Raw genomic sequence first — 21,124 nt, 5'->3', positions numbered from 1 at the left:
CCAAAAGGCCCTCGTGACGAGGGCCTTTTTGGTTCTAGCCGAAGTGGAAAAACGCCAGCTTGTTGCCGTCCGGGTCTTTGACGTAGGCGCCGTAGAACTGGTTCGGGATGCGCTGGCCGGGCTCACCATCGCAGGTGGCGCCCAGCTCGATGGCCTTGTGGTAGTGGCTGTCCACCGCCTCTTTGGAACCCGGATGGATGGCCACCATGTTGCCATTGCCGGGGTTATTGGGCTCCTTGTTGAAGGGCTCGCACACCGCCAGCATGGGCGAGCCCATGCTCTTGCCGATAAACGCGATCCGGCCCATGTCCAGCAGGACCTTGGCGTCCAGGTCGGCCAACAGCTCCGAGTAGAAGGCCTTGGCCTTGGCCATGTCGCTGACCCCGATGGTGACGTATCCAATCATTGCGTATACTCCGTTGGTTGTTGTTGCTGTGAAGGTGGAACGGGCCACCGGTCTCAGGCGTTCTGGTTGGCTTCGCCCTGGATGACGACCCGGTTGCGGCCCGCGCGCTTGGCCTCGTACAGCGACCGGTCGCACTGGGACAACAGCTCCCGGACCGTAGCCACCCCGGGTGACCAGCTCACCACCCCGGCACTCAGGGTGACGGTGAAGTCCTCGCCTTCGTCGCTGACAAAGGTTTCCGACTCCAGCGCAATGCGCAGGGCCTCGGCGACGTGGCGGGCATCGTCCAGCCGGGTATTGGGCATGAGCACGATGAATTCCTCGCCGCCGGTGCGGGCCACCACGTCTGTTTTACGCGTGCCGTGCTCGATCAGTTCGGCAAAGGTGCGCAGGACCGTGTCGCCCATGGGGTGGCCCCAGGAATCATTGATGGCCTTGAAGAAGTCGATGTCCAGGGAAATCAGTGAGAACGGGTGGCCGTACCGTTCCTGCTGGGCGGTCAGCTCCTCGAGCCGCTGCAGCATGTACCGGCGGTTGTACAGGCCGGTCAGCTCGTCGGTGATCGATAACTCCTGCAGCTCGAGTTCCAGCCGTTTGCGCTCGTCGATGTTGGTGATCACCCCGTGCCAGGTGATGCTGCCATCCAGGTCCTGTTCCGGGGTGGACACGCCCCGCACCCACTGGACCTGATCACCGACCACCACCCGGTAGTCGCAGACCCACTCGTTCAGGGTCCGGGCCGACTCGTCGATGCTGGCCTGCAGCCGGTCCAGGTCGTCCGGGTGAATGGTGTCGAACAGCAGCTGCGGATTGGCCCGGGCCTGTTCGGCGCTGATGCCGAAGAACTCCTCGGTTTTCCGGCTCAGGTAGGGAAAATGGAACTGGCCGTCGGGTTCGACCACGTAGGTGTAGATGACGCCGGGCAGGGATTGCGCCAGCCGGTGCAGCTGGTTCTGGACCAGCTTCTCCTCGGTCACATCCAGGTGGGTACCCATGAGCCAGCGGCTGTCCGGGTCGTCGCCATGGTTGAACAGGGTGCCGCGGGTGTGGATGTAGCGCCAGTCGCCGTCGCGGTGGCGCATGCGCAGGACACACTCGTATTGTGGGCTGTTGCCGTTCAGGTAGTCGGCCAGGGCCAGATGGGCAGCGCGAACGTCGTCCGGGTGGCACAGCCGCTCCCAGGTTTCGAAAGAAACGGGGTTCAACTCATCCAAGGTGTAGCCGAGCATCTGGGCCCAGCGTTCGTTGAAGATCACCTCGTAGGTGTCCAGATTCAGTTCCCAAGTGCCGGCCCCGGTTCCCTCGAGGATGGCCTTGAGCCTGGTCTCTGCCGATAGCTGCATGTAGTCCCTCACCTGACCGATAGTCACTCACCCAAAGCCTGGCGCTTGGATGGGCGTCGGTAGTCCCTGCCAGATCGGTGCTCCGAGCCGGCGCGTGTGCCTATGGCATGGATAGACTCTAGCCGATAATGAACGCGGTTTCACACCCTGAACTGGGGGTAGGGAGACAAGCAGGGAAAATCGGAGAACAGTCGGGGAAAAGCGGGAAAATGGTCGGCGTGGCAGGATTTGAACCTGCGACCCCTTCGTCCCGAACGAAGTGCGCTACCAAGCTGCGCCACACGCCGAACAACGGCCGGTATTATACGGATTCACTCCGGTTTTACCAGCCCTCTGCGGATAAAAGCGCATCCGTAAAGGTGCTGAGGGAGTCGTAGATGGCCACCTCGGCGCCGGGAATGGGCCGGGCGTCCAGATGGCGCTCGGTGTCGGTGCCGTTTCCGGTCCGCACCAGGACCGGCTGACAGTCCGCTGCGAAGGCGGCTTCCAGGTCCTTGCGGCTGTCCCCCACCATGATGGCGCCGGCCAGGGAGTCCAGGTGGTAGTGGCTCTGGATCTGGCCCAGCAGCCCGGTCAGCGGCTTGCGACAGCGGCAGTGGTCGTCCGGATGGTGCGGGCAGTAGGCGATCAGGTCGATGCAGCCGCCGGCCGCCTCCACCAGCTGCTCGAGCTTGTCGTGCATGGCGTCGAGTTCGTCGACGTCGTAGAAGCCGCGGGCGATGCCGGACTGGTTGGTGGCGATGGCGATGCGGTGGCCGGCGTGGCACAGCCGGGCCACCGCGTCGATGCTACCGGTGATCGGGTGCCAGTCGTCGGCCGAGCAGATGTAATTGCCATCGTACTCGTTGATGACCCCGTCCCGGTCGAGGATGATCAGCATCTGGTCCCGTTCGCCCCTGCGCCAGCGTCCGTCAGCCTGCCGTGGGCAGCAGCGAGATGTCGGCCACACGCAGGAACAGATTGCGCAGGCGGTTCAGCAGCGCCAGGCGGTTGTTCCGGGTGGCGTCGTCCTCGGCCATGACCATGACCTGGTCGAAGAAGTTATCCACCGGTTCCCGCAGGCTGGCCAGGGAGCGCAGCGCGCTGGCGTAGTCGCCCTGCTCGAACAGCGGCAGGACCTGCTCGGCCTGGTGCGCGACCTGCTCGGCCAGGGCTTTCTCGGCGGCGTCCTGGAGCAGGCCGGTATCGACCGACTCGCCGATGTCGTCCCCGCCCTGCTTGGTCAGGATGTTGGACACCCGCTTGTTGGCGCCGGCCAGGGCCTGGGCTTCCGGCAGCTGGCGGAAGGCCTCCACCGCCTTGACCCGACGGTCAAAGTCGAGCGGCCGGGTCGGCCGGCGGGCGTGCACCGCCAGATACACTTCGGCGCCGATGCCCAGTTCCTCGTAATGGGCCCGGAACCGCTCCAGCATGTAATCCACCACCGTGGCCGCGGTGTCCGACTCGGTCAGCACGGTGAAGTTCTCCGCCGCCCACTCGCAGCAGGTCTGCAGGTCCAGCGGCAGCTCGCGCTCGATGATGATGCGCAGCACCCCCAGGGAGGCCCGACGCAGGGCGAACGGATCCCGGGTACCGGACGGCGGCTGGTTGATGCCGAACAGACCGACCAGGGAATCGAGCCGGTCGGCGATGGCGATGGCGCAGCCGGTCAGGGTGGTGGGCAGGTCGTCGCCGGCGAAGCGCGGCATGTACTGCTCGTTCAGGGCCTTGGCCACGTCCGCGGCCTCGCCGTCGTGGCTGGCGTAGTACTGGCCCATGATGCCCTGCAGGTCGGTGAACTCGAGCACCATCTCGGTGACCAGGTCGGTCTTGGCCAGCATCGCGGCGCGCTCGGCCAGGGCCGGGTCGCTGCCGATGGCGTCGGCGATCTTGCTGGCCAGGGCGGCCACGCGCACCGACTTGTCGTAGAGGCTGCCCAGTTTTTCCTGGAACACGATCGGCTTGAGCCGGTCGATGCGGTCCTCAAGCCGGCTCTTGCGATCGGTCTCGTAGAAGAAGGCGGCGTCCGACAACCGCGGGCGGATCACCTTCTCGTTGCCGGAGATGACCTGGGCCGGGTCCTTGCTGTCGATGTTGGCGACGGTGATGAACAGCGGCAGCATCTCGCCATCGGCGGCCACCACGTGGAAGTACTTCTGGTGCTCCTTCATGGAGGAGATCAGGGCTTCCGCCGGCACCTCCAGGAAGCGGTCCTCGAACCGGCCCATCAGCGGCACCGGCCATTCGTTCAGGGCGGTGACCTCGTCCAGCAGGTCCTCATCGATGACCGCCTTGCCGCCGGCCTCGCGTTCCGCCAGTTCGGCCACACCGGCGCGGATCTGCTCACGGCGCTCGGCAAAATCGGCGAGCACGAAGCCTTCCTGCTTGAGCACCACCTCGTAGTCGTCCGGGGTCGGTACGATCAGGGTTTTCGGGCAATGGAAGCGGTGGCCGCGGGTCTTGTTGCCCGGGGTCAGGCCCATGATCGGGCTATCAATGACCTTGTTGCCGTACAGCAGCACCACCCAGTGCACCGGACGGACAAACTCGGTGCGATGCGCGCCCCAACGCATGCGCTTGGGAATCGGTAGCGCCGCCAGGGACTGCTCCACCAGCTCCGGCATCAGCTCCACGGTCGGCTTGCCCTGCTCGACGGTGCGATACACCACCCAGGCGCCCTTGTCGGTTTCCATGGTGTCGAGCTGATCCGGGGTCACGCCCAGGGAGGTGGCAAAGCCGGTCAGCGCCCGGGTCGGGTTGCCGGCGTCGTCGAAGGCGGCCTTGACCGCCGGACCGCGTTTTTCCACCGGCTTGTCCGGCTGGGCGTCGGCCAGGTCGCGGACCCGCACGGCCAGACGCCGGGGCGCGGCGAAGGTTTCGACCGTGCCAAAGGCGATGCCGGCGTCGGTCAGGCCCTGGCTGATGCCCCGGGTAAAGGCGTCAGACAGCGGCTTGAGTGCTTTCGGGGGCAGCTCTTCGGTGCCCAGTTCGACCAGAAAATCCTGTGTTGCCATGGTTATGCGTTCCCCTGTGCCTGCTGTGCCTTCTTCGCTTTCTTGCCTTTCTTGCCGTTGGCCTTGTCATCGGCGGCGTCCGCCGCGGCCAGGACCTCCGCGCGCAGCGCCTCGGGCGCGAGCGGGAAGCGGAGTTTGCGGCGGCTGTCGAAGTAGGCCTGGGCCACGGCCCGAGCCAGGGTGCGTACCCGCAGGATGAAGCGCTGGCGCTCGGTCACCGAGATGGCGTGGCGGGCGTCCAGCAGGTTGAAGGTGTGCGAGGCCTTGAGCACCTGCTCGTAGGCAGGCAGGGCCAGGCCGGCGTCGATCAGGCGGGCGCTTTCGCGCTCGTGGACGTCGAAGCTGTGGAACAGGAACTCGGTGTCGGCGTGCTCGAAGTTGTAGGTGGACATCTCCACCTCCTGCTGGTGGAACACGTCGCCGTAGGTGACCACGCCGTCCGGGCCTTCGGTCCAGACCAGGTCGTAGACGCTGTCGACTCCCTGCAGGTACATGGCGATGCGCTCGAGCCCGTAGGTCAGCTCACCGGTGACCGGGTAGCATTCCAGGCCGCCGACCTGCTGGAAGTAGGTGAACTGGGTCACCTCCATGCCGTTCAGCCAGATTTCCCAGCCCAGACCCCAGGCGCCCAGGGTCGGCGATTCCCAGTTGTCTTCCACAAACCGGATGTCGTGCACCAGCGGGTCCAGGCCCAGGGCCTTCAGGGACTCCAGGTAGAGTTCCTGGATGTTGTCCGGCGACGGCTTCAGCACCACCTGGAACTGGTAGTAGTGTTGCAGGCGGTTCGGGTTCTCCCCGTAACGGCCGTCGGTGGGCCGGCGACTCGGCTGGACGTAGGCGGCGTTCCAGGTTTCCGGGCCGATGGCGCGCAGGAACGTGGCCGGGTGGAAGGTACCGGCACCCACTTCCATATCCAGTGGCTGGAGCACCACGCAGCCGTGCTGCGCCCAGAAGTTCTGCAGGGCCAGGATCAAGCCCTGGAAGGTCTTGATGTCCGGAGTAGATTGTTTCGTTGCCTTGTCTGTCACGACGTCTGCCTACTGATCGGTCTGTGTGTGGCACCCCGGACTCCGCCGGGGCACTCGGAAAAAAGGCGCATTATACGCTTGCCAAAGCGGTATTTCTAAGTGCAGTTCACTGCCTTGATTTTGCTCTAGAAGAAGGTGAGCCCCACCTGGAACAGTTTCTCTACGTCCCGGACCCGGGTTTTGTCCACCAGGAACAGGATGACGTGGTCGTCCGGCTGGATGCGGACGTGGTCGTGGGCGATCAGCACCTCGTTGTGGCGCACGATGGCGCCGATGGTGGTGCCTTCCGGCAGCGGGATCTCGTCCAGCCGCTTGCCCACCACCTTGGACGACCGGTGATCGCCGTGGGCGATGGCCTCGATGGCCTCGGCCGCACCCCGTCGCAGTGAGTGAACGTTTACTACGTCACCGCGGCGGACGTGGGTGAGCAGGCTGCCGATGGTGGTCTGTTGGGGCGAGATGGCGACGTCGATGTCGCCGCCCTGGATCAGGTCCACGTAGTCGGGGTTGTTGATCAGGGTGAACACCTTGCGCGCGCCCAGGCGCTTGGCCAGCAGCGACGCCATGATGTTGGCTTCGTCGTCGTTGGTGACCGCGCAGAACACGTCGGTGTTCTCGATGTTCTCTTCCAGCAGGATGTCCTTGTTGGCGGCGTTACCCTCCAACACCACGGTCTTGCGCAGGTTTTCCGACAGCATCACGCAGCGCTCGTGGTCCCGCTCCAGCAGCTTGACCTGGTAGCGGTTCTCCAGGGTGTGGGCCAGGCGCTGGCCGATGTTGCCGCCGCCGCAGATGAAGATGCGCTTGTAGTTCTTCACCAGCGGCTGCAGCTCGCTCATCACCGAGCGGATGTGGTCGGTGCCGGCGATGAAGAACACCTCGTCGCCGTCCTCGATCACGGTGTCGCCCTGGGGCATGATCGCCCGGTCCTTGCGGAAGATGGCGGCCACCCGGGTGTCGATGCGGGGCATGTGCGAGCGCAGGTAGGACAGTTCGTGACCGACCAGGGGCCCGCCCTCGGTGGCGCGAATGGCCACCAGCCGGGCCAGGCCCTTGGAGAATTCCAGCACCTGCAGGGCGCCCGGGTACTCGATCAGGCGGGTGATGTGCCGGGTCACCAGGTGCTCCGGGCTGATCATCACGTCGATCGGGAAGCCGTTTTCGCCGAACAGTTCGTTCCGGGCCAGGTAGGCGCTGGCGCGCACCCGGCTGATCTTGGTCGGGGTCTTGAACAGGATGCTGGCGATCTGGCACGCCACCATATTGGTCTCGTCGCTGCTGGTGACCGCAATCAGCATGTCGGCGTCGGCGGCCCCGGCCTGGCGCAGGACCGTCGGGTAGGAAGCCTTGCCCTGCACGGTGCGGATGTCCAGGCGATCCTGCAGCTCCCGCAGCCGGGCGCCGTCGCTGTCGATGATGGTGATGTCGTTGGCTTCGTTGGCCAGGTTCTCGGCCAGTGTGCCACCCACCTGGCCGGCACCTAGGATCAGGATCTTCATGAGTCGGGTTTCTCCAGTACGGCGTAAAAGAAGCCGTCATGGCTGGTCGGATCCGGGAGCAGCTGTCGCCCCGCGCCCATGTCCCGGCCCCAGGCCACGTCCGGTGCCCTGAGGACGGCGGCGCCCTGCTGTTTGCAGAAGCGCTGGATGATTCGGTGGTTTTCCTGGGGGAACACCGAGCAGGTGGCGTACACCAGCCGGCCCCCGGGTTTGAGGATAGACCACAGGGTGTCAAGCAGACCCAGCTGGATCCCGGCCAGGGGCAGGATGTCGGACTCCCGGCGCAGCAGCTTGATGTCCGGATGCCGGCGGATCACGCCGGTGGCGCTGCAGGGCACGTCCAGCAGGATCCGGTCGAAGGCCTGGCCGTCCCACCACTGGTCCAGGTCACCGGCGTCGGCCTGGTGCAGGGTCGCGCTCAGGTCCAGGCGCTCCAGATTCTCCTCGACCCGGGGCAGACGGGCAGCGGCCTCGTCGATGGCCACCACCTCGGCCAGCTCCGGGCAGGCCTCGAGAATGGCGCAGGTCTTGCCGCCGGGCGCGGCGCAGGCGTCCAGCACCCGCTGGCCCGGTGCCAGGTCCAGCAGCGTGGTGCACAGCTGGGCGGCCTCGTCCTGGACACTGACGGCGCCGTCGGCAAACCAGGGCAGCTGGTCCACCGGCACCGGCTGCTCCAGCTGGATGCCGTGGGGCGCGAACCGGGTCGGCGAGGCGGCAATGCCGGCCTCGGCCAGCTGCGCCAGGTACTCGGTCCGGGTGAACCGGCGGGCGTTGACCCGGAGAGTCATGGGCGCCTGGGCGTTGTTGGCCTCGAGGATGGCGGACCAGTCGTCCGGCCAGTTGTGGCGCAGTTTTTCCACCATCCAGTCGGGGTGGCTGTAGCGGCTGGCATCGGTGTTGGGGGTAGGCGCGCCCTGCCGTTCGGCGGCGCGCAGGACTCCGTTCACCAGCCCGGTCAGATGCGGTTTGCCCAGGGCTCGGCAGGCTTCCACGGTTTCGTTCAGCACCGCGTAGCTGGCCTGCTGGCTGAAGCGCAGCTGGAACAGGGCCACCAGCATCAGGTGGTGGATGACCCGGTCCCCGGGCCGCAGGGGTCGCTTCAGCCGGCTGTGTAGTTCGTCGTCAAGCCGGTGAAACCAGCGGCAGCTGCCGTAACACAGGGCCTGCAGGGTCGGCCGGTCGGTGCCGGGCAGCCGGGCCAGGGCCGGTGGCAGGCACTGGGACAGGGACTGACCCTGTTCCACCGCCAGCAGCACTTCGGCGGCCACGGCCCGCAGCGGTTGCGCCATGTCAGTGCAGCTCCTGGCCGGGCAACAGCAGATCCTTGCCGCCGTTGATCAGGTCGTTCACGCTCTGGGCCCGGGAGCCGGGCAGCTGCAGGCGGGTGACCCGCAGGGTGCCGGTGCCGCAGGCGATGTCGATGCCGTCGCGCTCGCGCCGTAGCACCGTGCCCGGCGCCTTGTTGCTGTCTTCGGTGCGGGCACTGGCCGCATGGATTCGCACCCGCTGGGGCCCCAGGTCGGTGTAGGTGCCGGGCCAGGGGTTGAAGGCCCGGACCAGGCGCTCGATGGCGTCGGCGTCCGCGTGCCAGTCGATGTGGCCTTCGTCTTTGGTGAGCTTGTGGGCGTAGCAGGCCAGCTCGTCATTCTGGGCCTCCCCGGACAGCTCGCCTTTCTCCAGCAGGCGCAGGGCTTCGACGATGGCACGACCGCCCAACTCGGCCAGGCGGTCATGCAAACTGCCGCCGGTGTCCTCCGGCTCGATGGCGGTCAGGGATTTAAGCAGCATGGCCCCGGTGTCCAGGCCCTCGTCCATCTGCATGATGGTGATGCCGGTTTCCCGGTCACCGGCGGCAATGGCGCGGTGGATCGGGGCGGCGCCGCGCCAGCGCGGCAGCAGTGAGGCGTGGATGTTCAGGCAACCGTGCCGGGGCATGTCGAGCACGGCCTTGGGCAGGATCAGGCCGTAGGCGGCCACGATCATGACGTCGGCGTCGAGCGCGGCCAATTCCTGCTGGGCCGCCTCGGTTTTCAGGGTGTCTGGCTGGAACACCGGGATGCCGGCCTCCAGGGCCACCTGTTTGACCGGGCTGGGCATCAGCTTGCGGCCCCGGCCGGCGGGCCGGTCCGGTTGGGAATAGACGCCGACCACGGTGTGCTGGGTGGCCAGCAGGGCGGTCAGGGCAGTGGCGGCGAAATCGGGAGTACCGGCAAAAACGAGTCGCACGTTACGGGGGTCTCTGGTTCGTTGGATACGAAAAGACCGGGTCGCAACCCGGTCCTGTGCCTGTCGGTCTGGCCCGTGGGCTGCGCCCGAGCCAGATCAGGCGCTTTTCTTGTGCAGCTTTTCCAGCTTCTTGCGAATCCGGTTGCGCTTGAGCGCGCTCAGGTAGTCCACGAACAGCTTACCGTTGAGATGATCCATCTCGTGCTGGATGCAGACCGCGAGCAGGCCTCGGGCTTCCAGTTCGAAGGCGTCGCCGTTGCGATCCAGGGCGCGGATCAGGCAGTGCTCGATGCGGCTGACGTCCTCATAGAAGCCGGGCACCGACAGGCAGCCTTCCTGCATGTCTTCGAGTTCACCATCCAGGACCTCGACCTCGGGGTTGATGAACACCCGCGGCTCGCTCTTATCCTCGGACAGGTCCATGACGATGATCTGCTTGTGCACATTCACCTGGGTCGCCGCCAGGCCAATGCCGGGCGCATCGTACATGGTCTCGAACATGTCGTCGATCAGTGTACGGATGTCGTCGGTCACCTCGTCCACCGGCTTGGCAATGGTGCGCAGACGGGGATCCGGGTATTCGAGAATATCTAGTATCATGTCGCTCGTGTCTTGACCTGTGTGACTGTGTGCCGTGTTAACGCGTGTATCCGGTGTAACTTCGTGCAAGCAATTGCAACCGATCACCAAAATGCGACGGCGTACTGCGCAATATTGCGTCCATCTTCTAATATGATCGGGTCGGAACCGCAGGATTCAACGGCCATCGATCGCGTTAATTCATTGGCGTTATTATCCAACAATTCGCCGATTGAGTACAAACTGATCAGTTGATAGTTAAAAACTTTCAGCCGCCCCGTAGAATTTACTGGAAGAACAAAAGATAACATCACAAATTCCGGGACTTCTTCTATAGTATCAGGAATAACAACGTAATAAGCTGCAGGCATCTGGCTGCATCCCAACCGAAAGCAAAGATTCAAGGCACGCGATCAAGGACTTAGACAATGAGGAAACTGCTGTACGCTCTGGCGGCAATCACGCTGCTGTTCACCTCCTGGGCCCAGGCTGCACCGGAGCTGCGGTCCGACCACCCCGAGCGCTACACTGTCGTGAAGGGGGACACTCTGTGGGATATTTCCGCCCGATTCCTGAACAACCCCTGGTACTGGCCGGAAATCTGGCACGTGAATCCACAGGTGGCCAACCCTCATCTGATCTACCCGGGTGATCGCCTGGCCCTGGTCTACATCGGTGGCCAGCCACGGGTGACCAAGGTGGCCTCCAGTGACGTGGTCAAGCTGTCGCCCCAGGTTCGCTCCGAGCCCATCGACACCCCGATCCCGGCCATCCCGCTCGACGCCATCAGCAGCTTCCTCACCGATACCCGCATCGTCACCCCGGACGAACTCAACGGCGCGCCCTACGTGCTCGAGGGCGAAGACGGCCGGATCATCACCGGCGCCGGTGATCGCGTCTATGCCCGGGGCGACACCCCGGCGGACAAGGTCGGCATCTTCCGCCGCACCAAGGAGTTCGTCGACCCGGAAACCGGTGAGTTCCTGGGGCTGGAGGCGCGCAGCATCGGCGCCGGCAATGTCACCGCCGAGAACGGCGACGTGATCACCCTGCAGCTGACCAAGTCCAACCAGGAAATCCGCATCGGCGACCGGCTGCTGACCAACATCAATCGCCCGATCTCCACCAGCTTCGTGCCCAGCGCGCCGGACGAGGACATCACCGGCCAGATGATCGCCGTCGATGGCGGGGTCAGCCAGATTGGTCAGTTCGACGTGGTCACCATCAACCGGGGCGAGCGCGATGGCCTGTCTCCGGGCAACGTCATGGCCGTGCTCAAGAGCGGCAACATGGTGCGCGACCCGGTCACCGGGGAAACCATCGAGCTGCCGTCCGAGCGCGCCGGCCTGATGATGATCTTCCAGTCCTACGAGAAGATGAGCTACGGCCTGGTGCTGCAGGCCACGCGTCCGCTGTCGGTGGGCGACAAGGTGACCAACCCCTGAGGCCTGACGCCCCAGACAGCAACACGATCGCCAAGACAGCCGGGCCAGGAAGGCCCGGCTTTTTTATCCAAGGACGACCCAGTGACCGACCTGCCCTGTTCCGGCGCCCGGCCTCTTGCCGCCCAGCGCCCCCATGTCGCCAATGACCCTGCCGCCTGGCTGGCGCTCTCGTGCCTGCCCCAATTCGGACCGCGCCGGCGTCAGGCGTTTGCCCAGAACTTTAGCGACCTGACCGAGCTGCTGACGCTGAATCCGGCCACCCTGGCGGCCACGGGCCTGCCCGGGGAAACCCGCAGTGCCATTCAGGCCTGGCAGCGGCAGGATGCCGGGCATCCGCTGGTGGCCAGGGTCGAGCGCATCGGCCGCGACTGCGCCCGCCTGGGCATCGAGATCATCCACTGGTCGGATGCCCGCTACCCCGAACCCCTGCGGCATATCCACGATGCGCCCCTGGTGTTCTACGCCCTCGGTAACACCGAGCTGCTGGCCCGGGACCAGCTGGCCATCGTCGGCAGCCGGAACGCCAGCCGGGCCGGGCTGGATCACGCCCGGGCCTTTGCCGCCGCGCTCAGCGCCCAGGGCCTGGTGGTGACCAGTGGTCTGGCGCTCGGGGTGGATGGCGCCGCTCACGCCGGGGTGCTGGATGCCGGTGGCCTGACCCTGGCGGTGATCGGCTGCGGCCTGGACCGGATTTATCCACACCAGCATCGCCGCCTCGGCCAGCGGGTCGTCGAACAGGGCCTGATGATCTCCGAGTACCCGCCCGGAACGCCGGCCCGGGCCGGCCACTTTCCCCGCCGCAATCGCCTCATCAGCGGCCTGAGCCGTGGGGTACTGGTGGTGGAGGCAGGGCTCAAGAGTGGCTCGCTGATCACCGCGCGCCTGGCCCTGGAGCAGGGCCGCGAGGTGTTCGCCATCCCCGGGTCGGTGCACAGCCCGGTCGCCCGTGGCTGCCATCACCTGATCAAGCAGGGCGCGCGCCTGGTCGAGACCGTCGATGACATCCTCGAGGAACTCGGCAGCTGGTGGTGCCGGCCGCCGTCGCTGGCGGATGCCGCCTCGCCCTCGCCCGAGGCCGGGCCGGACCGACGCCTGGCCGGTTTGGGGGCCCGGGAAATCGCGGTGTTTGAGGCTTTAGGGTATGATCCGCAATCAACCGACGCCCTGAGTCTGGCGACTGGTCAGCCGGCCGACCAGCTCATGCAGGCCCTGCTGCTCCTGGAGTTGCAGGGACTGGTGAGCGCCGCGCCCGGAGGCTTCCAGCGCATCGCCTGACTCGGGGGTGAACCCACCCGCACACGCCGACGACACGACCATGACCGCGCCTACACCGCTCACTGACTGGCAGCTCCGCTCCGCCCGCCGCACCCTGCTCTCGGGTGGCGTCATCGCCTACCCCACCGAAGCCGTCTGGGGCCTGGGGTGCGACCCCTGGGACGAGGACGCGGTCGAGCGCATTCTTGATCTGAAGCAACGTCCGGTCGAGAAGGGCATGATACTTGTAGCCAGCTCGATCCAGCAGGTCCGGTTCCTGCTCGATCCCCTGCCGGCGGAACTGCAGCGGGAAGCCGAGCGCCATTGGCCGGGCCCGGTCACCTGCCTGCTGCCGGATGTGCACCAGCAGGTGCCGGAGTGGGTGCGTGGTCGCCACAGTGCGATTGCGGTCCGGGTCAGCGATCACCCGGTGGTGCGCGCCCTGTGCGAGACCGCCGGCAGGCCGCTGGTGTCCACCTCCTGCAACCCCGCGGGCCGGCCGCCGGCCCGGTATTCCTGGCAGGTCCGGCGCTATTTTGGCGACCGTCTGGACCGGATCGTGCCGGGCGCCCTGGGCGGGCGTCGCAAGCCCAGTCGAATCCTTGATATTGTCAGTGGTCAGCAGCTTCGCTAGGAGAATTCATGTCACAGCAACCCGACATCAACGCCGTCAAAACTTACCTGCTGGATCTGCAGGAGCGCATCTGCGCCCGCCTGGAAGCGGTGGAGGACGGCGCTGTCTTTGCCCGCGACGCCTGGGATCGGCCGGAAGGGGGCGGCGGCATCAGCCGGGTGCTGGCCGAGGGCTCGGTGATTGAAAAAGGCGGAGTGAATTTCTCCCACGTCATGGGCGACACCATGCCCGGTTCGGCGACCGCGCACCGGCCTCACCTGGCCGGTGCACCCTGGCAGGCCATGGGTGTGTCCCTGGTGATTCACCCCAACAACCCCTACGTGCCCACCTCCCACGCCAATGTGCGGTTCTTCATCGCCACCCCCCGGGACGCCGAGCCGGTGTACTGGTTTGGCGGCGGCTACGACCTGACCCCCTATTACGGCTTCGAGGACGACTGCGTGCATTGGCACCGCACCGCCCGGGACGCCTGCGCGCCTTTTGGCGAGGACCTGTACCAGCGCTACAAGCACTGGTGCGACGACTATTTCTACCTCAAGCACCGGGACGAACCCCGCGGCATCGGCGGCCTGTTCTTCGACGACCACAACACCGGCGACTTCGAGCGGGATTTCGGCCTGATGCAGGCGGTCGGCGACAGCTACATCGAAGCCTACGAGCCCATCGTCCGGCGCCGCATGGCGCATCCGTTCGGCGACCGGGAACGGGAGTTCCAGCTCTATCGCCGCGGCCGCTACGTCGAGTTCAACCTGGTGTACGACCGGGGCACCCTGTTCGGCCTGCAGTCGGGCGGGCGCACCGAGTCCATCCTGATGTCGCTGCCGCCGCTGGTGCGCTGGGACTACAGCCGGGTGCCCGAGGCCGGCAGCGAGGAGGCGCGGTTGACCGAGGAATTCCTGACCGGGCGCGACTGGCTCAAGGAGGCGGCCGATGACCAATGATCTGTACGCGGTGGTCGGTCACCCGATCAGCCACAGCAAGTCACCCCGGATCCACAGCCTGTTTGCCCAGCAGACCGGCGAGGCGCTGGAATACACCGCGATCCAGGCCCCCCTGGACGACTTCGCCGGCACCGTCACCGAGTTCTTCGACCGCGGCGGCAAGGGCCTGAATGTCACCGTGCCGTTCAAGGAACAGGCCTGGCAGCTGGCGGCGCAGCGCACCGCTCGGGCCGAGAAAGCCGGCGCGGCCAACACCCTGTACCGGGATGATCAGGGCCGGCTGACCGCCGACAACACCGATGGCTGCGGCCTGGTCCGGGATCTGACCGTCAACCACGGCGTCGGCCTGGCCGGCGCCCGGATCCTGGTGCTGGGTGCCGGCGGGGCCGTGCGTGGGGTGCTGGAGCCCCTGCTGGCGGAACGGCCGGCCTCGGTCACCATCGCCAACCGCACCCTGGCCAAGGCCGAGACCCTGGTCCAGCTGTTTGCCCCCGAGGCCGCCGGTGTGGCGCTGTCCGCCTGCGGCTTCACCGAGCCGGACCAGCCCTTCGACGTCATCATCAATGGCACCAGTGCCAGTCTGCAGGGGGATCTGCCTCCGCTGTCGCCAGCGGTGATCGGCATCGACACCGTGGTCTACGACATGATGTACGCGTTGCAGACCACCACCTTCAACCAGTGGGCGCTGGACCAGGGCGCCCGGCACGTGCACGATGGCCTGGGCATGCTGGTGGAACAGGCGGCCGAATCCTTCCGGGTCTGGCGCGGCGTGCGCCCCAGGTCGGAACCGGTTATCGAAGTGTTACGAAACGACTAAACCATTATCCGGGTTTTTGGGCTAGGCTCAGGGTCAATCTAGCTAAGGGTTCACCATGGACATTCTCACCCTCGTCGGACTGGTTGCCGGCGTTCTGATTGTCGGCTTGGCCATGCTGGCCAACGCCTCGCTGCTGACCTTTCTCAACCTGCCCGGCCTGGCCATCGTGCTGGGCGGCACCTTCGCCGTGACCCTGATCAAGTTCCGCCTGCCCTCGGTCATGGAAGCCTTCCGGCTGGCGTTCAGCGCCGCCTTCACCGACCGGATGGCGCGCCCGACCGAGCTGATCCGGGAGGTGGGGGCACTGGCCATGGTGGTGCGCAAGGAAGGCATCCTGGGACTGGAAAACCATCAGACCGACAACGAGTTCCTGCGCAAGGCCATCACCCTGTGCGTCGACGGCCACGCGCCGGAACTGGTGGAAGAGGCCCTGGCTCAGGAGGCCCGGCAGACCGGCGAACGCTACGAGGTCGCCGAGCGGGTGTTTCGCGGCATCGGCGAATCCGCCCCGGCCATCGGCATGCTCGGCACCCTGGTCGGCCTGGTGCAGATGCTCAACACCCTGGACGATCCGTCCTCCATCGGCCCGGCCATGGCCATTGCCCTGCTGACCACCCTGTACGGGGCGTTCCTGGCGCAACTGATTGCCCTGCCCCTGGCCGACAAGCTCCAGCTCAAGGCCGAGGATGAAACCCGCAACCAGATGCTGATCATCACCTCGATCAACAACATCATGCGCGGCGAGAACCCGCGGGTGATGACCGAACTGCTGTCCTCGTTCGTGCACCCGGCCCAGCGCACCGGCCTGACCCCGGAGCGGGAGGTCTGAGACCTTGGAAGTCGTCCAGCAGAAACACCGGAAACGTCTGAGGAACTCCACCCCGGCCTGGATCGTCACCTTCGCCGACCTGGCGACCCTGCTGCTGACGTTTTTTATCCTGCTGCTGTCGTTTGCCGAGATGGATGTGGACAAGTACCGGGCCATGGCTAATTCCATGGCGGTGGCCCTGGGTTCCAACAACGTGGTCGGCACCGACGTGGGTGGCTCGCCGCTGACCCTGATTGAAGCCGAGACCGTGTCCCTGCCCGAGCCCACCGAGACCCAGACCCGGGACCCGGAATTCATCGACGAGCGCGACGACTCGGTGGCGGACACCAAAATCCCGGCCGGGGTGATCGACCTGGCCAGCCGGCTGGTCAGCGAACTGGAGCAGGAGGTCGCCTCAGACGCCCTGAGCGTCAATTACGACCAGCAGCAGGTGGTGATCCGGTTCTCGGAAGAGGCCACCTTCCGGTCCGGGGAGGCGAACATCAAGCCGGAGATGATCCCGATCATCGAACGGGTGGTGACCGTGCTGGCGGAGTGTCAGGGCAATGTGTTCGTGTCCGGGTTTACCGACGACCGGCCGATTTCCAGCAGCCGGTTCCGGTCCAACTGGGACCTGTCGGCGGCGCGCGCGGTGTCGGTGGTGCACGAGCTGGTGCTCAATCGTCAGGTGCCGGCCGATCGGGTGGTGGCTGCCGGCCGGGCCGAGACCAATCCGCTGGCGCCCAACAACAGCCCGGAGAACCGGGCCCTGAACCGGCGGGTGGAGATCGCCATTCGCGACCCCGAGTGCGCCGAAGCGGTCGGCGCCGCCGCCGAGCCGGTGAAAATTCTGCCCTAGTGACAGCGTCTTATACTCCTGACGCAGATTCTCATAGACAATTCATCTAACCTAAGCGCGCCAAGGGCCTTATACTGTGCCGCCTGCAATGGGGGCACGCCCGATGGCCCTGCAAGCGACTGAACCATGAGAGAGTGATTATGAGCGGACCAGACAAGCCCAAAGTCATCGGTGAGGAGTGGAGCGACGAGCGCGTGAAGAGCTTCCTCGCCATCGAGCCCTACGACAGCGCCAAGAACGCCGACTTCAACGCCCTGCTGAAGGCCTACCAGGCCATGCGCGCAAGCGATTTCGAACGGTTCATCGGCTTTTTTGTCGAGGCGGGTCGGGATCTGAACGGGGTGAACGAGAACGGCGAGACCATCCTGGACCTGGTGTCCGAGCATCGTCGCAGTGTCGATTACGCCAAGGCCCTGGAACAGGCCGGCGGCAAGCGGCTGGCAGCGGCCGGGAACTGAGTTCCCGGCGCTACCGCCTGGCCAGGCCGATCGGTTGTTACTGCACATCCACCTGGATGGCTTTCGGCTCCTTCGGCTCGGCCTTCTGTAAGGTGAGGGTCAGCAGCCCGTCCTTGAAGCTGGCCTTCACACTGTTCTCATCGACGTTTTCCGGCAGCGTGAACCGACGCATGAAACTGCCGTAGAACCGCTCGACCCGGTGGTGTTTCTTATCACCGGATTCTTCCTCGTGTTTGCGTTCCCCTTCGATGGTCAGTACCCCGTCGTGCACGGTCACCTTCACATCGTCCCTGGACATACCCGGCAGCTCGGCGTCGATGGTGAATGCCTCGGCGGTTTCCTTGATATCCACCGCCGGGGCCCAGTCGCTGCGGCTGAATACGTCCTTACTGTCACGATCCCCGTTACGGGTCAGGCCAAACATGCGGTTGTAGCGGTTCATCAGGTCTTCGAATTCACTGACCGGATTCCAGCGGGTAATGTTGCTCATGGCGATACCTCCTCATCACGATAACGAACCTGTTTTCTGCGTCTCAGCTTCGCTCGCGGAACAGCTGTCACCGGTGGCGCCTTCCGGATCTTGATCCGTGAACATCTGCTATTAGCGAATGTAGGATCGCCGGATTCGTTTTCAAGCACCCGCTGCACAAATTTTGATCTGGGTCAGTCGCCCGCCTCGGCCAGGTAGCTGTCCTTCAGTTTCACGTAGTTGCCGGCGGTGTAGGTGAAAAAGCTGCGCTCCTTGTCGGTCAGCGCCCGGGCTTTTTTCGCCGGCGAGCCCACGTACAGATGGCCGGATTCCAGGGTCTTGCCCGGCGGCACCAGGCAGCCGGCAGCGACGATCACCTCGTCTTCCACCACGGCGCCGTCCATGATGATGCAGCCCATACCCACCAGTACCCGGCTGCCCACGGTGCAGCCGTGCAGCAGCGCCTTGTGGCCGACGGTGACATCGTCGCCGAGGGTGAGTGGATGCCCACCCGGGTTGAAGTCGCTGGCGTGGGTGATGTGCAGCACCGAGCCGTCCTGGATGCTGCAGCGGTGGCCGATGCGAATACGGTGCATGTCGCCGCGCACCACGGTCATCGGCCAGACCGAGCAATCGTCGCCGGTTTCGACGTCGCCGATGACCACCGCACTGGGATCGACCCAGCTGCGCGCGCCAAATTGTGGTGCTTTCCCCTTGTGAGAACGTACATTCGTCATTACATATACTCTTTAGACGTGACATTGCTTCGGAGATGGGAGTCTTCGGAGGGGTGCTTTCCGAAACCCGCTCAAGCACGTCCCTGTGACGCTTGAGCTCCGCCATCCATGGCTCCGCACAGTTTCGGAAAGCACCCCTCCGAACACTCCCCCGAACATTGGAGTTATCTGAAACTACCTTACCGACGAACAGCTGAGAAGGGGACTTATGAACAACCCGTTACTGACTCACGATTTGCTGCCGAAGTTCGACCATGTCCGTACCGAGCACATGGAAACGGCCATTGACCAGATTCTCAGTGAAAACCGGATGAAAATCGCGTCCCTGGCGCAGCAGGACGACCCGACCTGGGAGACCCTGGCGCAGCCAATGCAGGCGCTGGACGACCACCTGAGCAACGCCTGGTCGGTGATTTCGCACCTGAACGGGGTGATGAACACCGACGAGCTGCGCAAGGTGTACAAGAACTGCCTGGAGAAGCTGACCGAGTACAGCACCGAGGTCAGCCAGAACACCGCCCTGTGCGACGCCTACAAGAAGCTGGCGGCCCGGGACGATTTCAAGGACCTGAGCCAGGCCCAGCGCAAGTCGGTGGAAAACACCCTGCGGGACTTCCACCTGGGCGGGGTCGACCTGCCGGAGGAGCAGAAACAGCGCTACGCCGCCCTGTCCCGGGAGTTGGCGGAGCTGTCCAACAAGTTCAGCGACAACGTGCTGGATGCTACCCAGCACTGGTACAAGCACATCACCGACGCCAAGGAGCTGGCCGGCCTGCCCGAGTCCGCCCTGGAAGGTGCCCAGCAGGCCGCACGCCAGCGCGAGCTGGACGGTTACGTGATCACCCTGGATTTCCCCAGCTTCTACCCGGTGATGACCTACTGCGACAACCGGGACCTGCGCCGGGAAGTGTACGAGGCCTTCGTCACCCGCGCCTCGGATCAGGGTCCGGACGCCGGCACCTGGGACAACACCCCGGTGATGGCGGAAATCCTCAAGCGCCGGCACGCGCTGTCGAAGCTGCTCGGCTTCGACAACTACGCCGAGCGCTCCCTGGCCACCAAGATGGCGCGCAGCAGCGACGAGGTGCTGGAGTTCCTGAACCAGCTGGCGGCCAAATCCAAGCCGGTGGCGGAGAAGGAGTTCGCCGAGCTCAAAGCCTTTGCCCGGGACGAATACGGGGTCGAGGATTTGCAGGCCTGGGACGTCGGCTACTACAGCGAGAAACTGCGCCAGCAGCGCTACGACATCTCGCCGGAAACCCTGCGGCCCTGGTTCCCTGTGGATAAAGTGGTGCCCGGCCTGTTCAAGGTCGCGGAGAAACTGTTCGACGTCCAGATTGAGGCCAGGCCCGAGGTCGAAACCTGGCACGAGGACGCCACCGCCTACTGCATCAGCCGCAATGGCGAGCCGCTGGCCTGGTTCTATTTCGATCTGTTCGCCCGTCAGGGCAAGCGTGGCGGTGCCTGGATGGCCGACTGCCGGGTGCGCTGGCGCAACCTGCGGGGCCAACTGCAGTTGCCGGTGGCCTTCCTGACCTGTAACTTCACGCCGCCGGTGAACGGCAAGCCGTCGCTGCTGACCCACGACGAGGTCACCACCCTGTTCCACGAGTTCGGGCACGGGTTGCACCACATGCTGACCCAGGTGGACGTGCTGGACGTGTCCGGCATCAACGGCGTGGCCTGGGACGCGGTCGAGCTGCCCAGCCAGTTCCTGGAGAACTGGTGCTGGAACCGGGAGTCCCTGGCGCTGATCGCCTCGCACCACGAAACCGGCGAGCCGCTACCGGAAGACCTGCTGCAGAAGCTGCTGGCAGCGAAAAACTTCCAGTCGGGCATGGGCATGGTGCGCCAGCTCGAGTTCTCGCTGTTCGACTTCCGCCTGCACGCGGAATTCACCGACGACGCGCCCACCAACCCGCTGGACATGCACCGCAAGGTGCGGGAAGAGATCGCCGTGGTCGAAGCGCCGGAATTCAACCGCTTCCCCAACGCCTTCTCCCACATCTTCGCCGGTGGCTACGCGGCCGGTTACTACAGCTACAAGTGGGCCGAGGTGCTGGCAGCCGACGCCTTCTCCCTGTTCGAGGAAAACGGCATCTTCGATGCCGACACCGGCAAGGCGTTCCTGCACAACATCCTGGAAAAAGGCGGGTCCCAGGAGCCGATGGAACTGTTCAAGGCGTTCCGGGGCCGCGAGCCCGAGGTGGGCGCGCTGTTGAAACAATCCGGCATCACGGACGAGGCCGCCTGAGCCAATGCGCACCGGCAGTCGTAGGGACTGCCGGTCAGCCAATTGCGGAGTTTAGTTATGGCAAGTCCGAAACGGTTCATCGCCGGCGCCGTGTGTCCTCGCTGCGCCGAGATGGACAAGATCATGATGTACACCACCGATGACGACCAGCAGGTGCGTGAGTGCGTGGCCTGTGGCTTTACCGATGCCATGTCGGATGAGCAGCAGGCGGGTGCGCCCGAGCTGGAGACGCGGGTGAACAAGCGTCAGAATCAGGACGATCACACGGTGAAGCAGGTGGTGTTTTTTAAGGCTGGGCAGGAGGACTGAGTTTTTGGTCGCCTAGCCTGATGGGTCTGGGGGCTGTTTTTCCCTTGGAAATGGAACTCGCTGCG

22 protein-coding genes and 1 tRNA gene are annotated in these 21,124 nt (G+C 65.1%); 10 read left to right on the top strand and 13 right to left on the bottom strand.

From position 1 onward, the window contains the following. Positions 1–34 precede the first annotated feature (34 nt). The 11 genes from U5822_RS05875 to U5822_RS05825 all read right to left on the bottom strand — a co-directional run bounded on the left by U5822_RS05875 (position 35) and on the right by U5822_RS05825 (position 10,445). Entirely contained in the window at positions 35–406 is a 372-nt protein-coding gene (locus tag U5822_RS05875) for a VOC family protein (RefSeq protein WP_322854698.1), read from the bottom strand. 53 nt (positions 407–459) lie between these two features. Then, entirely contained in the window at positions 460–1,749 is a 1,290-nt protein-coding gene (locus U5822_RS05870; RefSeq protein ID WP_322854697.1) for a sensor domain-containing diguanylate cyclase, read from the bottom strand. A 210-nt stretch (positions 1,750–1,959) separates the two neighbouring features. Next, a tRNA-Pro gene (locus U5822_RS05865) sits at positions 1,960–2,036 on the bottom strand. A 35-nt stretch (positions 2,037–2,071) separates the two neighbouring features. Continuing rightward, on the bottom strand, positions 2,072–2,629 hold the full coding sequence (gene gmhB, locus U5822_RS05860) for a D-glycero-beta-D-manno-heptose 1,7-bisphosphate 7-phosphatase (protein ID WP_322854696.1): 558 nt from the start codon (positions 2,627–2,629) through the stop codon (positions 2,072–2,074). A gap of 31 nt (positions 2,630–2,660) precedes the next feature. Then, positions 2,661–4,742 carry a glycine--tRNA ligase subunit beta gene (gene glyS / locus U5822_RS05855; RefSeq protein ID WP_322854695.1) on the bottom strand — a complete coding sequence of 694 codons (2,082 nt, stop codon included), beginning with the start codon at positions 4,740–4,742 and terminating at the stop codon, positions 2,661–2,663. Positions 4,743–4,744: 2 nt separating this feature from the next. Next, positions 4,745–5,770 carry a glycine--tRNA ligase subunit alpha gene (gene glyQ, locus U5822_RS05850; protein ID WP_322854694.1) on the bottom strand — a complete coding sequence of 342 codons (1,026 nt, stop codon included), beginning with the start codon at positions 5,768–5,770 and terminating at the stop codon, positions 4,745–4,747. Between the two features lie 125 nt (positions 5,771–5,895). Beyond that, complete coding sequence (gene trkA / locus U5822_RS05845; RefSeq protein WP_322854693.1) at positions 5,896–7,269, bottom strand: Trk system potassium transporter TrkA; 1,374 nt, start codon at positions 7,267–7,269, stop codon at positions 5,896–5,898. After that, the gene (gene rsmB / locus U5822_RS05840) at positions 7,266–8,558 is read right to left on the bottom strand and encodes a 16S rRNA (cytosine(967)-C(5))-methyltransferase RsmB (RefSeq protein ID WP_322854692.1); all 1,293 of its coding nucleotides are present in this window, start codon (positions 8,556–8,558) and stop codon (positions 7,266–7,268) included. The genes trkA and rsmB overlap by 4 nt, the downstream gene beginning before the upstream one ends. Position 8,559: 1 nt before the next feature. Then, positions 8,560–9,495 carry a methionyl-tRNA formyltransferase gene (fmt, locus tag U5822_RS05835; protein WP_322854691.1) on the bottom strand — a complete coding sequence of 312 codons (936 nt, stop codon included), beginning with the start codon at positions 9,493–9,495 and terminating at the stop codon, positions 8,560–8,562. 96 nt (positions 9,496–9,591) lie between these two features. Then, on the bottom strand, positions 9,592–10,095 hold the full coding sequence (gene def / locus U5822_RS05830) for a peptide deformylase (RefSeq protein ID WP_322854690.1): 504 nt from the start codon (positions 10,093–10,095) through the stop codon (positions 9,592–9,594). An 83-nt stretch (positions 10,096–10,178) separates the two neighbouring features. Further along, a complete protein-coding gene (locus U5822_RS05825) occupies positions 10,179–10,445 on the bottom strand; it encodes a hypothetical protein (protein WP_322854689.1) in 267 nt (88 codons plus the stop codon). Between the two features lie 57 nt (positions 10,446–10,502). Here U5822_RS05825 and U5822_RS05820 point away from each other — a divergent pair, with 57 nt between their 5' ends. The 8 genes from U5822_RS05820 (at position 10,503) to U5822_RS05785 (ending at position 17,290) form a co-directional block, all read left to right on the top strand. Beyond that, positions 10,503–11,519, top strand: a complete 1,017-nt coding sequence (locus tag U5822_RS05820; protein WP_322854688.1) for a LysM peptidoglycan-binding domain-containing protein — start codon at positions 10,503–10,505, stop codon at positions 11,517–11,519. Between the two features lie 90 nt (positions 11,520–11,609). Further along, on the top strand, positions 11,610–12,794 hold the full coding sequence (gene dprA, locus U5822_RS05815; protein ID WP_425259391.1) for a DNA-processing protein DprA: 1,185 nt from the start codon (positions 11,610–11,612) through the stop codon (positions 12,792–12,794). A gap of 40 nt (positions 12,795–12,834) precedes the next feature. Further along, positions 12,835–13,407: an L-threonylcarbamoyladenylate synthase type 1 TsaC gene (gene tsaC / locus U5822_RS05810; protein WP_322854686.1), complete on the top strand. Its 573-nt coding sequence runs from the start codon at positions 12,835–12,837 to the stop codon at positions 13,405–13,407. 8 nt (positions 13,408–13,415) lie between these two features. Continuing rightward, complete coding sequence (hemF, locus tag U5822_RS05805) at positions 13,416–14,348, top strand: oxygen-dependent coproporphyrinogen oxidase (protein WP_322854685.1); 933 nt, start codon at positions 13,416–13,418, stop codon at positions 14,346–14,348. After that, positions 14,338–15,165, top strand: coding sequence for a shikimate dehydrogenase (aroE, locus tag U5822_RS05800; protein WP_322854684.1), 828 nt, complete (start codon positions 14,338–14,340; stop codon positions 15,163–15,165). Before hemF ends, aroE begins: the two co-directional genes overlap by 11 nt. Positions 15,166–15,220: 55 nt before the next feature. Next, positions 15,221–15,994: a motility protein A gene (locus U5822_RS05795; protein ID WP_322854683.1), complete on the top strand. Its 774-nt coding sequence runs from the start codon at positions 15,221–15,223 to the stop codon at positions 15,992–15,994. Between the two features lie 4 nt (positions 15,995–15,998). Beyond that, on the top strand, positions 15,999–16,832 hold the full coding sequence (locus U5822_RS05790) for a flagellar motor protein MotB (RefSeq protein WP_322854682.1): 834 nt from the start codon (positions 15,999–16,001) through the stop codon (positions 16,830–16,832). A 140-nt stretch (positions 16,833–16,972) separates the two neighbouring features. Next, a complete protein-coding gene (locus U5822_RS05785; RefSeq protein WP_322854681.1) occupies positions 16,973–17,290 on the top strand; it encodes a PA4642 family protein in 318 nt (105 codons plus the stop codon). A gap of 37 nt (positions 17,291–17,327) precedes the next feature. Here U5822_RS05785 and U5822_RS05780 read toward each other — a convergent pair whose 3' ends face one another. After that, a complete protein-coding gene (locus tag U5822_RS05780) occupies positions 17,328–17,780 on the bottom strand; it encodes an Hsp20/alpha crystallin family protein (RefSeq protein WP_322854680.1) in 453 nt (150 codons plus the stop codon). 173 nt (positions 17,781–17,953) lie between these two features. Then, positions 17,954–18,496, bottom strand: a complete 543-nt coding sequence (locus U5822_RS05775) for a gamma carbonic anhydrase family protein (protein WP_322854679.1) — start codon at positions 18,494–18,496, stop codon at positions 17,954–17,956. Between the two features lie 208 nt (positions 18,497–18,704). Between U5822_RS05775 and prlC the strand changes: the two genes are divergently transcribed. Next, entirely contained in the window at positions 18,705–20,750 is a 2,046-nt protein-coding gene (prlC, locus tag U5822_RS05770) for an oligopeptidase A (protein WP_322854678.1), read from the top strand. A 57-nt stretch (positions 20,751–20,807) separates the two neighbouring features. Further along, the gene (locus U5822_RS05765) at positions 20,808–21,059 is read left to right on the top strand and encodes a YheV family putative zinc ribbon protein (RefSeq protein WP_322854677.1); all 252 of its coding nucleotides are present in this window, start codon (positions 20,808–20,810) and stop codon (positions 21,057–21,059) included. Positions 21,060–21,124: the final 65 nt, after the last annotated feature.

The organism is Marinobacter qingdaonensis (assembly GCF_034555935.1).
In the GTDB taxonomy this organism is placed as follows: Bacteria; Pseudomonadota; Gammaproteobacteria; order Pseudomonadales; family Oleiphilaceae; genus Marinobacter; species Marinobacter qingdaonensis.
Note: the sequence above shows the minus strand (reverse complement) of the source record. Positions and strands in the feature narration are given on the sequence as shown.